Source organism: Streptococcus suis, assembly GCA_022354845.1.
Taxonomy (GTDB): domain Bacteria; phylum Bacillota; class Bacilli; order Lactobacillales; family Streptococcaceae; genus Streptococcus; species Streptococcus suis_AA.
This window is the reverse complement of sequence record CP031970.1, coordinates 1,334,728-1,349,718: the sequence shown is the minus strand read 5'-3', so window position 1 is coordinate 1,349,718 and position 14,991 is coordinate 1,334,728. Positions and strand designations below refer to the sequence as shown.

The following is a 14,991-nucleotide window of genomic DNA, read 5'->3' as shown; positions in this document are numbered from 1 at the left end:
TTATAATGAAAATGAAAACATTTTTAAAATGTGCGTCAGTGTGTGCTTTTGCTAGCTTCTTGGTTGCTTGTGGGAATGCAAGTAGTAGCGATAAGGTAGAAATTGAATATTTCTCACAAAAACCTGAAATGCAAGCGACTCTGCAGGAAATGATTGATGATTTTGAAAAAGAAAATCCTACGATTGATGTTAAATTTTCAAATGTACCAGATGCAGGAACTGTTCTGAAAACCCGTATGGCAAATAACGAAGCGCCAGATGTCATCAATATTTATCCACAAAATGCGGACTTCAAAGCATACGCAGCGGATGGTCGTTTCTTAGAAATTGGTGATGATGCAGGTCTCAGTCATCTAAAAGATGGTGCTGTAACGCCTTATCTTGTTAACGAAAAAAATTACACCCTTCCTTTGACAGCTAATGCCTATGGTATTTACTATAATAAAGATAAGTTCAAAGAATTGGGTCTTGAAGTTCCAACTACCTATGCAGAATTAGTGGCTTTGGTAGACAAAATCAAGGCTGAAGGCAGTGTAGCACCGTTTGCTCTTTCATTGAACGATGCTTGGTCATTGAATGGCTACCATCAGTTAGCTTGGGTAACTGTTGCAGGTGGATTTGATGGCGCTGAAGATATTCTGATCCGCAGTGCAAAGGGAGCAATTCAAGATGACGCTACAACAAAAGCTGTCTTAGAACGCTTGGAACTGTTGACAGATAATGGTCAAAAAGGTGCAACAGGCGCGCTCTATGCAGATGCAGTGGCAGCTTTTGCGGCAGGAGATGCTCTCATGCTTCCACAAGGTACATGGGCAGCTACAGCTGTTAACCAACAAGAACCTGAATTTGAATATGGTATGTTTGCCTTCCCTGGTGATAAAGAAGGTGGCGACTATACCATCGGTGCAGCAGACCTTGCTCTTTCAATTTCTGCTGATACAGAGCACCCAGAAGAATCTAAAAAATTCTTAGAATACCTCTCACGTCCAGAAGTGATGCAAAAATACTATGATGTAGATGGCTCACCAACTTCAGTTGAAGGAGTAGACACTGAAGGCAAGTTTGAAGAAACTGCTGGAGTTACACAATATGCCTTCACTGACAAACACGTAGTTTGGTTGCAATCTGAATGGGAATCAGAAGAAGAGTTTTGGAATATCACAGCTGAAATGGTTAAAAATCCAAATTCAGCAGAATTAGTGAAAAAACTGAATGCATTCTTTGACCCAATGAAAAAATAATTCAGAAAAACTATAAGCAGAGGCTAGTTGCAGCCTGGCCTCCTTATAGTTGCCTAGTGTCAGTTTTAGTAACCCTATGGGATTCCTTGAACTGAGACTAAGTAACTATAACTTTATCAAAAAGGAGTACCATGATGAATCAAAAAGGATTTATTGCTAAATATTGGCCCTATCTATTTGTTGCCATACCAATCGGTCTACAGTTAATCTTTTTCTTCTATCCGCTGTTTACAGGGATTTACTATAGTCTAACAGACTGGAATGGATTAACCTCTGATTTTGACCTCATTGGTTTTCACAATTATCTGGATATTTTAAAAAATCCTGATTTTTACACATCAATGACCTTCACGATTATCTTCACCATTGGTTTGGTCATTGGTGAGATAGTGATTGGGATTTGGTTGGCCACCCTGCTCAATCGTAAGATTAAAGCAGTTGGTTTCTTTAGAACCTGGTATTTCTTCCCAGCTGTCTTGTCAACTGTTACTTTGGGTTTGATTTTTGTTCAGCTCTTTAACTATGGTTTTACCCAAATTGGTGAAGTCTTAAATATTGATTGGTTGAAGGAAAACTTGTTAGTGAATGAGAAAACTGTTATTCCTTCTGTCTTATTTGTTGCTTTGTGGCAAGGATTAGCTATGCCGGTCATCATCTTCTTGTCTGGTTTACAAAGTATACCAGTAGATGTCAAAGAAGCAGCAGCGATTGACGGGGCAACACGGTCTCAGCAATTCTTTAATATTGAACTTCCATTTTTACTACCTTCCATTAGTATGGTCTTTATCTTGGCGATGAAATCAGGTTTGACCGCTTTCGACCTTATCTTTGCCCTGACAAGTGGTGGTCCAGATGGCAAGACAGAATCACTTGGTTTATTAGTCTATAACTATGCCTTTGTTGATAATAAGTTTTCGTATGCGAATGCTTTAGCGGTGGTCCTCTTTATCTTTATCATTGTGATTTCGTTGATTCAGATGAAGATTTCTAAGAAATTTGAAGTATAGGAGAATAAATATGAACAAGCACAAACAGAAAAATTGGTGGGTTTACTTAGTTCTCTTTAGTGGGATATTGTTCATGTTTATTCCACTATTGGTGACCATTATCAGTTCTTTTAAACCAACAAAGGAAATTACAGGAAATTTCTTTGGTTTGCCACAAGAGTTTACATTGAGCAACTATGAACGCCTGTTTAATGATGGAATTGTTCAATATTTTAGCAACTCAGCTATTATTACAATTGTATCAATTGCCCTCATTTTATTGGTTATTCCAATGGCAGCTTTCGCTGTAGCCCGTCAAATGAAACGCCAGACAGTATTTAACTTTATCTACTTTTTCTTGATTATTGGGATTTTTGTACCTTTCCAAGTGATTATGCTCCCAATGACCAAATTAATGTCAAGCCTTGGTTTGAACAATGTTGTCGGTTTGATTATTCTATATTTGACCTATGCAGTTCCTCAGGCCCTCTTCCTCTACGTCGGCTATATTAAGACCATTGTTCCTGAAGAAATGGATGAGGCGGCAGCTATTGATGGCTGTGATAAGTTTACCATGTATTGGAAAATTATTTTCCCTCTGATGAAACCGATGCATGCTACGGTATTGATCATCAATGCATTGTGGGTGTGGAATGACTTCCTTTTGCCACTCCTAGTATTAAACAGAGATCAAGCTATGTGGACTCTGCCCTTGTTCCAGTATAATTACAAAGGAATGTACTTTAGTGACTACGGTCCATCATTTGCTTCCTATGTTGTAGGAATTATCCCAATCCTACTTGTCTACCTAATCTTCCAAAAACATATTATTTCAGGTATGACGAGTGGTTCTGTCAAATAAATCTAAAGGTTGACTTGTTCAACCTTTTCTAACAATGAAAAAAGAAAAGGCTTACGAGGAGAAAATCTATGAAAATTAAAAATCAAGCTATGTTGATTACTTATTCGGATAGTTTAGGAAAGAATCTCAAGGATTTGAAAAATGTTCTTGAGGGGCCATTAAAGGATGTTGTGGGAGGTATCCATATTCTGCCGTTTTTCCCATCATCAGGTGACCGTGGTTTTGCGCCAATGGATTATACAAAGGTAGATCCTGCATTTGGAGATTGGTCAGATATTGAAGCATTGAGCAAGGACTATTATCTGATGTTCGATTTTATGATCAATCATATTTCTGCAAAATCTCCTTATTTCCTTGATTTTCTTGAAAAGAAAGATGAATCAGCTTATGCGGATTTGTTTATTCGCTATAAAAACTTTTGGCCAAATGGAGAACCAACACAAGAAGATGTTGATTTAATCTATAAGCGTAAACCTCGTGCTCCATATCGAATTGCAACATTTGCTGATGGTAGCGAGGAGAAGGTATGGTGTACCTTTGATGAGCAACAGATTGACTTGGATGTGACTACTGAGACAACACGCCAGTTCATCCAAGAAAATCTGGAACAGTTGGCAGAACATGGTGCTTCGATCATTCGTTTGGACGCCTTTGCTTATGCTAATAAAAAAATAGGAACCAACTGTTTCTTTGTGGAGCCTGATATTTGGGAAATGCTCCATTTTCCACGTCAGTTATTGGCACCGAAAGATGTAGAAATCTTGCCAGAAATTCATGAACACTACACCATTCAGCAGAAAATTGCGGAACAGGATTATTATGTTTATGATTTTGCCTTGCCAATGCTGGTTCTCCACGCTTTGTATTCTGGTCATGTCAATCGCCTGATTCACTGGATGGAGATTTGCCCTCGCAAGCAATTTACAACTCTTGATACACATGATGGAATAGGTGTTGTGGACGTTAAAGATTTGCTGACGGATGAGGAGATAGAGGAAACGCGTGAAGCCTTGTATGCACAAGGTGCCAATGTGAAGAAAATTTATAGTACAGAAGCCTATAATAATTTGGATATTTATCAGATTAACTGTACTTATTATTCTGCCCTTGGCAATAACGATCAAGCTTACCTATTAGCGCGTGTTCTACAATGTTTTGCACCAGGTATTCCACAGATTTACTATGTTGGTTTACTTGCAGGCGAAAATGATATTGAACTTTTAGAATCAAGTAAGGAAGGTCGCAATATCAATCGCCATTACTATGATTTGGATGAAATCGAGCAGCAAGTGCAACGTCCTGTGGTACAATCCTTGTTTAAACTCTTAAAATTCCGTAATACAAGTCCAGCTTTCGACGGAGAGTTCTCTGTTAAGATGTTGGATGAAACAAGTATGGAAATTTTCTGGAATAATCAAGATGCAGGGGTATCTGCTCGCCTAACAGCAAATCTAAAAGAAAAATCCTTTGAAATTGTTGAAATAGAAGAGGACAAAATTACTACAATTGAGTTATAATATGATTATATAGAAAGAGGGGAATTCCCCTTTTTCTTGCGTAAATTAGATTGTACAGAAAGGTTCAATACATGTCAGAAATACAAAAAACAGATTGGTGGAAGAAGTCCGTCATTTACCAAATTTACCCTCGTAGTTTTCAAGATTCAAATGGAGATGGAGTAGGGGATATTCGAGGGATTATCAGCAGATTAGATTATCTTCACGAGCTTGGAATTGATGCTATTTGGCTCAGTCCTGTTTATCAGTCCCCCATGGATGACAATGGTTACGACATCAGTGACTACCAAGGAATTGCTCCAGAATTTGGGACCATGGAAGATATGGAAGAGCTGATTGCAGAAGGCCATAAGCGCAATATCAAAATAATCATGGATTTGGTGCTCAATCATACCTCGGATGAACATTTCTGGTTTCAAGAAGCCCTCAAAGGACCAGATAATCCCTACTATGACTATTATGTTTGGGCTGATGAACCGAATGAATTACGCTCGACCTTCTCTGGCTCTGCTTGGGAATACGTTCCACATCTGAACAAATACTATCTCCACCAATTCTCTGTTAAGCAACCGGATTTGAACTGGAAAAATCCTGCTCTGAAACAAGAAATCTGGGATATGATCAATTTTTGGATTGAAAAAGGTGTTGGCGGTTTCAGGCTAGATGTGATTGATTTGATTGGAAAAGAACCGGAAAAATTAATTACAGCCGACGGACCGACTCTCCATCCTCTTATTCAGGAATTAAATGAGAAAACCTTTGGTGCTTACGACTTAGTGACTGTTGGGGAGACATGGAGTGCCGATCCAGAAAATGCTCAGTTATATTCACATCCTGATCGAAAAGAATTTTCGATGATTTTCCAATTTGAACATGTAGGACTTGATCAGCAGGAAGGGAAAGAAAAGTGGGATTTGGCACCGCTTGATCCAGCTCGTTTGCATAACGTTCTATCCAAATGGCAGACTGAACTGGTTGGTAAAGGCTGGAACTCACTTTTCTGGAATAATCATGATTTACCTCGTGCCATTTCTCGCTTCGGTGATGATCGACCTGCATTTCGTGAGCTAAGTGGTAAAATGTTGGCTATTTATCTTCATTTTATGTCAGGGACTCCTTATATCTACCAAGGTGAGGAAATCGGTATGATTAATACGCCAATTACAGATATTAACCAGGCTGATGATATTGAAACACGTCGCATGTATGCGGAACGGATTGAAAATGGCTTTACCAAGGAGGAATTGATTACTTCTATAAATGCCAAAGGTCGTGATAATGCTCGCCGTCCAATGCAATGGACAGGAGCAGAAGGAGCAGGCTTCAGTACAGGTCAAGCCTGGCTGGCTTTTGGAGATACTGTCAAAGACATCAACGTTGAAAAAGCACTTGCAGACAAACAATCGCTTTTCTATACCTATCAAAAATTAATCGCTCTTCGGAAAGAGTATCCTTGTATGTCCGAAGGAAAATATGAAGTGATGGAGACTGGAAATAGCTCGGTAATGGCCTACCGTAAATATGATGAACAGGATGATTTCATCATTCTGGTGAATTTCACAAGTGATGAGCAAGCCTTCGAAGTATCGAGCGAGGGATATTCCCTGTTTATGCATAATTACGAAGAAGATGCATTTTTGGCTGGACAATTATTGAGACCGTATGAGGCAATCGTTCTCAAAAAATAAGATAATTTTCAACATTCACGAGCTTTTTTCATGAATTTTTGGTAAAATAGAAAAAACAAAAAAGAGAGGTTTCATCATCATGGGTAAATTCCAAGTCATTTCACACCCACTCATTCAGCATAAATTGTCTATCCTCCGTAGAACAACAACTTCTACAAAAGATTTCCGTGAGTTGGTCAATGAAATTGCCATGTTAATGGGCTACGAAGTATTGCGTGACTTGCCACTTGAAGATGTGGAAATTGAAACACCGATTACAAAAACAGTTCAAAAACAAATTGCAGGTAAGAAATTAGCTATTGTGCCAATTCTTCGTGCTGGTATTGGTATGGTCGATGGTTTGCTTAGCTTGGTTCCGGCAGCTAAAGTTGGTCATATTGGTATGTACCGCGATGAAGAAACCTTACAACCAGTTGAATACCTTGTGAAATTACCAGAAGATATTGATCAACGCCATATCTTGGTAGTAGACCCAATGTTAGCAACTGGTGGTTCAGCAATTCTTGCAGTGGATTCCTTGAAAAAACGTGGAGCTTCAAATATTAAATTTGTTGCCTTGGTATCCGCTCCAGAAGGTGTGAAAGCACTTCAAGATGCACATCCAGATATCGATATCTTTACAGCAGCCTTGGATGAAAAACTCAATGATAAAGGCTATATCGTTCCAGGTCTTGGAGATGCTGGTGATCGCCTTTTCGGTACTAAATAATCTCCGTTAGAAATCAGTTAAGCTGATTTCTTTTTTTCTGGTTTTAAATCGTGTTTTTTATTTGACCAATTTTGACTATTCCTATATAATGGGAAAAGAAAATCTCGAAAAGGAGTAAATTTATGATTCCAGTAGTTATTGAACAAACTAGTCGCGGTGAGCGCTCGTATGATATTTATTCACGTTTGCTGAAAGACCGCATCATTATGTTGACAGGTCAGGTTGAGGACAATATGGCCAATTCGATTATTGCCCAATTGCTATTCCTAGATGCACAAGATCCAACAAAAGATATTTATCTCTATGTAAATACACCTGGGGGTTCTGTTTCTGCAGGTCTTGCCATCGTGGATACAATGAACTTCATTAAAGCAGACGTACAGACAATTGTAATGGGTACTGCAGCAAGTATGGGAACAATCATTGCTTCAAGTGGTACAAAAGGCAAACGTTTCATGCTTCCTAATGCAGAATACCTGATTCACCAACCAATGGGAGGCACTGGTGGTGGCACTCAGCAAACTGACATGGCAATCGCAGCAGAACACCTCTTAAAAACTCGTAACAAGTTAGAAAAAATCTTGGCGGACAATTCTGGTAAGACAGTCAAACAAATCCATAAGGATGCAGAACGTGACTATTGGATGTCTGCTGAAGAAACCTTGGCATACGGCTTTATCGACCAAATTATGTACGATACAAAGACTAAGTAATGTTGTTTCTATAAGATTATTCTTACATGCTCCGATGATCGACTTGATTGTTGGAGCTTTTCATTTTTAATTGAAAGCGGTATAATATAGGAAGAATCAATTTTAGAGGAGTTGACATGTTTGAGAAGAAAGATCGGATTAGTTTAACAGTATATTTACATTATAACCGTGATGCCCGTAAATTAAACAAATACGGAGATATCGTCTATCACTCCAAACGCTTACGGTATGTTCTTGTCTATATGGATAAAGATAAAGTAGATGTGGCCATTACAAAACTAAAGAAGGAGAAGTTTGTTAAAAAATTAGTTCCTTCATATATAAAAGAATTGGATCATAACTTTGTAGGGAGTCTATGGCGTGAATCGATTGATAAGCCAGAGCCAGCCCGCATATCGTCATAATGGTAATATGGAGTCATCAGTAATGATGGCTTTTTTTTGTGAATTATTTGGAGAATTATTAAAATTTTAATTTTTTTAAAAATTTTGTTCATTTGTATTGACAATTTTCAGATAATTCTGTATATTAGATACATGTTAAATTTAAGAAAGTTTTAAGGTATTTTCATGAAAACAAGAAAATTTGCAGTAGCAATCGCTACATTTGCTTCAGCAGCTCTCCTTGCTGCCTGTGGCAATGTTTCAACAACCAATACATCCGCAGCTGGTTCAACTGTTGGGGAAACATTTAAAATCGGTTATAACTTAGAGTTATCTGGTGCTGTTTCATCTTATGGTCAAACAGAAGAAAATGGTGCCAACCTTGCAGTAAAAGAAATCAATGCTGCTGGTGGTATTGATGGCAAAAAGATTGAAGTTATCACAAAAGACAATAAATCTGAAACTGCTGAAGCTGCAACGGTTGCAACAAGCTTGGCAAGTGAGGGTGCAAACGTCGTGATTGGCCCTGCAACATCAGGAGCTTCAGCAGCATCTATTCCAGCTTTGACTTCAGCAGGTGTTCCAATGATTTCTCCTTCAGGTACACAAACAAACTTGGTTGAAAATGATAAAGGTGAGGTACAAGAATATTTCTTCCGTACAACCTTTACAGATGGATACCAAGGTGAAATCATGGCTAAGTACGCTACTGAAAACTTGTCAGCTAAGAAAGTTGTTCTTTACTTTGACAACTCATCTGATTACGGTAAAGGTGTAGCTGAGGCCTTCAAGAAAGCTTACACAGGAGAAATTGTTTCAGAAATTACATTTGCTTCTGGTGACAAAGACTTCCAAGCTGCATTGACAAAATTGAAAGGCAAAGAATTCGATGCTATCATTATGCCTGGTTATTACAATGAAACTGGTACAATTGTGAAACAAGCACGTAGTCTTGGTATCGAACAGCCAATCCTTGGTTCAGACGGTTTCGACTCTCCACAATTTACTGAGTTGGCAACTGCTTCAGCAGCTTCAAACGTTTACTACCTTTCAGCATTTGTAACATCAGCAAGTGAAAAAGCACAAGCATTCTACGATGCATATGTGAAAGAATACAACGAAGAGCCATCAATGTTCTCAGCTCTTGCATATGACTCAGTTTATATGGCAGCAGAAGCAGCAAAAGGTGCAAAAGATTCAGCAGCTGTGAAAGATAACCTTGCAGCTTTGAAAGACTTCGAAGGTGTTACTGGTACCATGTCTATTGATGAGAATCATAACGTTGTGAAATCAGTTTATGTTGTTGGTTTGACAAATGGTGAGCAATCTTCAGTGGATACAATTTCAGTTGACTAATAAAAAGATAGAAGAGGGATTTCCCTCTTTTTTCAAATTATGTTATCTTTGCTACATCGCTTAAAAAGTGTTTATTCTTCTGTTTGTACAAATTGATCATACGAATTTTAAGGAAACAATGCAGACTTTTGAGTGGACATAACTGTTTGATTAGCTCAGATTGATTTTACCCTTTTTGTGGCTGATGAGTGGCAATCGAACTTGATTGTTTTCAGAAAATTTTGTATAATGTAATAATGCTTACTGAGCTTGAAAAATATTTAGAAAGATTGGTGAACCTATGCTTCAACAACTTGTCAATGGTTTGATTCTTGGTTCTGTTTACGCACTATTAGCCCTTGGGTATACCATGGTGTACGGAATCATCAAACTCATTAACTTTGCCCACGGTGACCTATACATGATGGGTGCGTTTATGGGGTATTTTCTATTAAATAATTTAACGTTTATTGGGGATGGAGGAACTCGTTTCTTTATTGCACTTATTCTGGCAATGGTAGGGACAGCTATTCTCGGTGTTGTACTAGAGTTTTTGGCCTATCGTCCTTTGCGAAATTCAACACGTATTGCAGCCTTGATTACAGCTATCGGAGTTTCTTTCTTCTTGGAATACACTATGATTAAGTTCTTTTCGGCTGACGTAAAAGCATTCCCACAAGCAATTGAAGCAGTAACCTTCCACTTGGGTCCAGTTTCTGTAACCAATATTCAGTTGATTATTCTTGGTGTCTCATTGTTCTTGATGATTGCTCTGCAATTAATCGTGAAGCGTACAAAAATGGGGAAAGCCATGCGTGCGGTTTCAGTTGATAGTGATGCAGCGCAGTTGATGGGGATTAACGTAAACCGTACGATCAGCTTTACTTTTGCTCTTGGATCAGCACTTGCTGGTGCAGCCGGTGTTCTTTTAGGCCTTTATTACAACCAAATCGAGCCTTTGATGGGGATGACACCAGGTTTGAAAGCCTTTGTTGCTGCGGTATTAGGTGGTATTGGTATTATTCCAGGTGCGGCTCTTGGTGGATTTGTTATCGGTATTATTGAAACCTTCACCTATGTGATAAGTTTAGATACATTCCGTGATGCAATCGTGTACGCTGTTCTTATTATCATCCTCTTGGTACGTCCGAGTGGTATCCTTGGTAAGAATGTGAAAGAGAAGGTGTAACCATGAAGCAAAATTTAAAAGTTAATGCGATTTGGTTGGCTATCTTATTAGCTGGTTTTGGTCTGATTCAAGGTCTTGTTGCAGCAGGGATTTTAAACATCTACTATATCCAAATTGTTCAACAAATCGGTATTCAAATTATCTTGGCTGTCGGTTTAAACTTGATTGTTGGTTTCTCTGGTCAATTTTCTCTAGGTCATGCTGGTTTTATGGCTATTGGAGCATATTCTGTCGGGATTATTGGTAAAATGATGCCATCCTACGGTGGATTTGCTGTTGCGTTGATTGTTGGAATGTTGATTTCAGGTGCAGTTGCTTTGTTGGTTGGTATCCCAACCTTGCGCTTAAAGGGTGACTATCTTGCAATTGCGACTCTTGGTGTTGCTGAAATCATTCGTATTTTGATTATCAATGGTGGAAGTCTTACCAACGGTGCAGCTGGTATCATGTCTATTCCACTCTTTACAAGCTGGCCTTTAGTTTATATTTTTGTTATTATCACAACCTTGGTAACAGTAAACTTCTTACGTAGCCCAATGGGAAGAGCAACGATTTCAGTTCGTGAGGATGAAATTGCAGCTGAGTCTGTCGGTGTTAATCCGACATTTGTTAAGGTTTTAGCCTTTGTCTTCGGTGCCATGACAGCAGCCATTGCAGGTGGTCTCCATGCAGGTTATGTTGGAACAATTGTTCCTAAAGACTTTGCCTTCATGACTTCAGTGAATATTTTGATTATCATTGTATTAGGTGGTTTGGGTTCAATCACTGGTACCTTTGTGGCAGCTATTGTACTTGGTGTCTTGAACGTCTTCTTGAAGAGGTATTCAGATATTTCAATGATCATTTACTCATTGGCACTGATTCTTTTGATGATCTTCCGTCCTGGTGGTCTTTTAGGAACCAAAGAATTTAGCGTAGCAGCTCTACTCAAGAAGAAGGAGGTTAAGTAATGGTATTACTTGAAGTAAAAGATTTAACCAAGAACTTCGGTGGACTAACTGCTGTTGGTGATGTAACCATGGAGCTCCATGAAGGAGAATTGGTTGGGCTTATCGGTCCTAACGGTGCTGGCAAAACAACGCTTTTTAACCTTTTAACTGGAGTTTATGAACCGAGCGAAGGTACTATCACTCTTGCTGGTACACTTTTAAATGGTAAAGCGCCATCAAAAATCGCCTCACTTGGTCTTGGTCGGACATTCCAAAATATCCGACTCTTCAAAAACATGACCGTTTTAGAAAATGTTTTGATTGGTCTTGGCAACCATGGGAAAGCAGAAGTTTTTGCAAGTTTTTTCCGTCTTCCAGCGTTCTATAAGAATGAAGAATCCTTGAAAACAAAAGCGATCGAACTTTTGAAAATTTTTGATTTGGATGGCGATGTAGATACTCTAGCTAAAAACCTTCCATACGGTCAACAACGTCGTTTGGAAATCGTTCGTGCTCTTGCGACTGAACCAAAAATTCTTTTCTTGGATGAACCTGCAGCTGGTATGAACCCACAAGAAACAGCAGAATTGACCCAACTCATCCGTAAAATCAAGGAAGAATTTAACATCACAATCATGTTGATTGAACATGATATGAGTCTGGTTATGGAAGTTACAGAGCGAATTTATGTATTGGAATATGGCCGTTTAATCGCGCATGGAACTCCTGCAGAAATTCGTAGCAACAAACGTGTCATTGAAGCATACCTCGGAGGTGAAGCCTAATGTCAATGTTAAAAGTTGAAAATTTATCGGTACATTATGGCGTCATTGAGGCGGTAAAGAATGTATCATTTGAAGTAAACGAAGGAGAGGTCGTTACCTTGATTGGTGCCAATGGTGCAGGTAAAACCTCTATCCTTCGTACGATATCTGGACTTGTTCGTCCATCTTCAGGAACGATTTCTTTCCTTGGAAATGAGATTCAAAAAGTTCCAGCCCGTAAAATTGTAGCAGATGGTTTATCACAAGTTCCAGAAGGTCGTCATGTTTTTGCAGGTTTGACCGTTATGGAAAACTTGGAGATGGGTGCCTTCCTACGCAATAATCGTGAAGAGTACCAAGCAAACTTGAAGAAAATATTTGCTCGTTTCCCACGCTTGGAAGAACGAAAAAATCAGGATGCTGCTACCCTTTCAGGTGGTGAACAACAGATGTTAGCAATGGGACGTGCTCTCATGAGCCAACCAAAACTCTTGCTCCTTGATGAACCTTCAATGGGACTAGCACCAATCTTCATCCAAGAAATTTTTGATATTATCCAAGATATTCAAAAGCAAGGCACAACCGTCCTCTTGATTGAACAAAATGCCAACAAAGCCCTCGCCATCGCTGACCGCGGCTACGTCCTCGAAACAGGAAAAGTCGCCCTCTCAGGAACAGGAAAAGAACTCCTCGCCTCAGAAGAAGTCAAAAAAGCATATCTGGGTGGCTAAAAAGGTCCGGGGGACCTTTTTAGGTTGGAAATGAGAAACGCCGGCAGGCGTTTTTCTTTATATCAAGGTCCGGGGGACCTTTTTAGGTTGGAAATGAGAAACGCCGGCAGGCGTTTTTCTTTATATCAAGGTCCGGGGACCTTTTTAGGTTGGAGATAGGAAAACCAGCAATGCATGTTGCTGGTTTGTCCCCCAACCCTGACGGGTTGTTTTAGGTAGGAAATGAGAAACGCCGGCAGGCGTTTTTCTATATATCAAGGTTCGGGGGACCTTTTTAGGTTGGAAATAGAAAAAAAAGTCTTTAGGGGCTTTTTCTTTGTCCCCCAACCCTGACGGGTTGTTTTAGGTAGGAAATGAGAAACGCCGACAGGCGTTTTTCTATATATCAAGGTCCGGTGGACCTTTTTAGGTTGGAAATAGGAAAAGATAAAGTCTTTCGAAGCTGTAATCAGTCAACGATTTCGCTCTCAACACAGTCAAGTATCATGTTTTGAAAACAAACAACGAAATAATAGGAAATTGTCGCGATTCAAAGGAGAGTATATTTTTATTTTTCTTTTATCATAAAGAAACAACCACTCGAAAACATTTTTAAAATTGTTTTTAAGTGGTTGTTTAACATTATGTAGTAGAATGCTTTTTGGGTAAGTATTGCTTGAGGCTGGGCAGAAAGTCCAGCCTCGCTTCTCAGAGTTTGTGCCAACATCTCAGCGCAGTGGTTGATTGGCAGATTTGTTCGTGTTTCACACTCCAAATCTGACCATTACGACTGTTGCGAACAAAGTTCGCTCCATTTCCAACCTCCAACAGTCACTACTCTGACTTAACGACTGATGCGAACTTTGTTCGCTATATCTCCAGCCTCCAAAGGTTCCCCGAACCTTTGGAGCTATGCGGGGGTGGGAGTTTAAAAGGTCTGGGAGACCTTTTAAAGTGGGAGATATAAGCTGACGGCAGTCAGCTCACATAAATTGAAGTCTGGGAATAGACTGTTTCAGCTCAACAACTTGAAATAAAGACTTGTTGACGAACTCTTTTTAGACCGGTCGAGTTCTTTCCCACTCCCATCGTTGTTTTTGAGAGTGTTTGGTAATTCTCCATTGTAAGAATATTTAATGTTATGATTTATGCATTTGATACCAATTCCCTTAAACAATATCTATTGACAAAAAATAACTACTGAATTTTTATGACAACTGTGCATGGAAAAATATAAAAATTTTGGTAAGTGTATTAACTTAGAAGAAAATCACTCAGTTCAGCTACATTCTTTACAATACAAGTTGCACCTGCTTTTTCAAACTCTTCAGTATTTCCATAGCCGTAAAGAACTCCGATTGCAGGAAGTTGGTTCATGTGAGCACCTTCTATATCATGCTCTCTGTCACCGACCATGACTGCAGGTTGAGGAAAATTGCCTAATTGTTTCAGCGCATATGCAATCACATCTGCCTTACTGATACGACTATTGTCCAGACTTGCTCCCGCAATCACATCAAAAAAATGATCAATTTCAAAATGTTTAAGGATTTGTTTTGCGAATAATTCGGGTTTCGAAGTAGCAATCGCAAGGGTTTTGCCGGCAGACTTTAACTTTTCAAGAAGTAGAACAATTCCAGGATAAAGTTGATTTTCAAACATTCCCTTTTCTTTAAAATAGATGCGAAAAGCATTGACTGCAGCCTGTGTTTCTTCTGGATTCAATTGATAGAACTGTGAAAAAGATTCATAGAGTGGCGGTCCGATGAACCGTCTCAAATGATCTGGCTTCGTTTCTTCAATCCCCATTTTTTTGAGTGCAAATGCAACGGAATTTAAAATACCTTGACCAGAATCTGTTAATGTTCCATCTAAATCAAATAATATAGTTTGATACATAGTTGCCTCCTTTCTTTCAGTATATCATACTCTTTTAAAATCTGATAGGAATTATTGAAAGCTTCT

The 14,991-nt window shown here is 39.0% G+C and carries 16 protein-coding genes and 1 pseudogene; 14 read left to right on the top strand and 3 right to left on the bottom strand.

Translation table 11 applies throughout. The features are described from left to right. Positions 1-5 precede the first annotated feature (5 nt). From D2A30_07080 to D2A30_07020, 13 genes are all read left to right on the top strand, one after another. Positions 6-1,241, top strand: coding sequence for an extracellular solute-binding protein (locus D2A30_07080; protein ULL21350.1), 1,236 nt, complete (start codon positions 6-8; stop codon positions 1,239-1,241). Positions 1,242-1,372: 131 nt separating this feature from the next. Next, on the top strand, positions 1,373-2,248 hold the full coding sequence (locus D2A30_07075; protein ID ULL21349.1) for a sugar ABC transporter permease: 876 nt from the start codon (positions 1,373-1,375) through the stop codon (positions 2,246-2,248). Positions 2,249-2,258: 10 nt separating this feature from the next. After that, complete coding sequence (locus D2A30_07070) at positions 2,259-3,089, top strand: carbohydrate ABC transporter permease (GenBank protein ID ULL21348.1); 831 nt, start codon at positions 2,259-2,261, stop codon at positions 3,087-3,089. Positions 3,090-3,157: 68 nt separating this feature from the next. Continuing rightward, positions 3,158-4,606 (top strand): sucrose phosphorylase, encoded by a 1,449-nt coding sequence (gene gtfA / locus D2A30_07065; protein ULL21347.1) that lies wholly within the window; start codon positions 3,158-3,160, stop codon positions 4,604-4,606. Positions 4,607-4,677: 71 nt separating this feature from the next. Further along, positions 4,678-6,294: an alpha-glucosidase gene (locus D2A30_07060; GenBank protein ULL21346.1), complete on the top strand. Its 1,617-nt coding sequence runs from the start codon at positions 4,678-4,680 to the stop codon at positions 6,292-6,294. 79 nt (positions 6,295-6,373) lie between these two features. Continuing rightward, positions 6,374-7,003 (top strand): uracil phosphoribosyltransferase, encoded by a 630-nt coding sequence (locus D2A30_07055; GenBank protein ID ULL21345.1) that lies wholly within the window; start codon positions 6,374-6,376, stop codon positions 7,001-7,003. Positions 7,004-7,125: 122 nt separating this feature from the next. Further along, complete coding sequence (locus tag D2A30_07050) at positions 7,126-7,716, top strand: ATP-dependent Clp protease proteolytic subunit (GenBank protein ID ULL21344.1); 591 nt, start codon at positions 7,126-7,128, stop codon at positions 7,714-7,716. 116 nt (positions 7,717-7,832) lie between these two features. Next, positions 7,833-8,120 (top strand): DUF2129 domain-containing protein, encoded by a 288-nt coding sequence (locus D2A30_07045; GenBank protein ULL21343.1) that lies wholly within the window; start codon positions 7,833-7,835, stop codon positions 8,118-8,120. A gap of 165 nt (positions 8,121-8,285) precedes the next feature. Then, positions 8,286-9,455 (top strand): branched-chain amino acid ABC transporter substrate-binding protein, encoded by a 1,170-nt coding sequence (locus D2A30_07040; protein ULL21342.1) that lies wholly within the window; start codon positions 8,286-8,288, stop codon positions 9,453-9,455. A gap of 280 nt (positions 9,456-9,735) precedes the next feature. After that, on the top strand, positions 9,736-10,623 hold the full coding sequence (locus tag D2A30_07035; GenBank protein ID ULL21341.1) for a branched-chain amino acid ABC transporter permease: 888 nt from the start codon (positions 9,736-9,738) through the stop codon (positions 10,621-10,623). Between the two features lie 2 nt (positions 10,624-10,625). Then, positions 10,626-11,573: a branched-chain amino acid ABC transporter permease gene (locus tag D2A30_07030; protein ULL21340.1), complete on the top strand. Its 948-nt coding sequence runs from the start codon at positions 10,626-10,628 to the stop codon at positions 11,571-11,573. After that, entirely contained in the window at positions 11,573-12,337 is a 765-nt protein-coding gene (locus tag D2A30_07025) for an ABC transporter ATP-binding protein (GenBank protein ID ULL21339.1), read from the top strand. Before D2A30_07030 ends, D2A30_07025 begins: the two co-directional genes overlap by 1 nt. Then, positions 12,337-13,047 (top strand): ABC transporter ATP-binding protein, encoded by a 711-nt coding sequence (locus D2A30_07020; protein ID ULL21338.1) that lies wholly within the window; start codon positions 12,337-12,339, stop codon positions 13,045-13,047. The genes D2A30_07025 and D2A30_07020 overlap by 1 nt, the downstream gene beginning before the upstream one ends. Before the next feature lie 547 nt (positions 13,048-13,594). Here D2A30_07020 and D2A30_07015 read toward each other — a convergent pair. Continuing rightward, entirely contained in the window at positions 13,595-13,801 is a 207-nt protein-coding gene (locus tag D2A30_07015; protein ULL21337.1) for a hypothetical protein, read from the bottom strand. Here D2A30_07015 and D2A30_07010 point away from each other — a divergent pair. Then, positions 13,771-13,869, top strand: coding sequence for a hypothetical protein (locus D2A30_07010; GenBank protein ULL22011.1), 99 nt, complete (start codon positions 13,771-13,773; stop codon positions 13,867-13,869). The genes D2A30_07015 and D2A30_07010 overlap by 31 nt on opposite strands. A gap of 32 nt (positions 13,870-13,901) precedes the next feature. On the opposite strand, the pseudogene D2A30_07005 reads toward D2A30_07010, so the two are convergent. Both D2A30_07005 and D2A30_07000 read right to left on the bottom strand, forming a co-directional pair. Beyond that, positions 13,902-14,081: pseudogene (locus D2A30_07005) on the bottom strand (hypothetical protein). 199 nt (positions 14,082-14,280) lie between these two features. Next, positions 14,281-14,925 carry an HAD family hydrolase gene (locus tag D2A30_07000; protein ID ULL21336.1) on the bottom strand — a complete coding sequence of 215 codons (645 nt, stop codon included), beginning with the start codon at positions 14,923-14,925 and terminating at the stop codon, positions 14,281-14,283. Between the last annotated feature and the right edge of the window lie 66 nt (positions 14,926-14,991).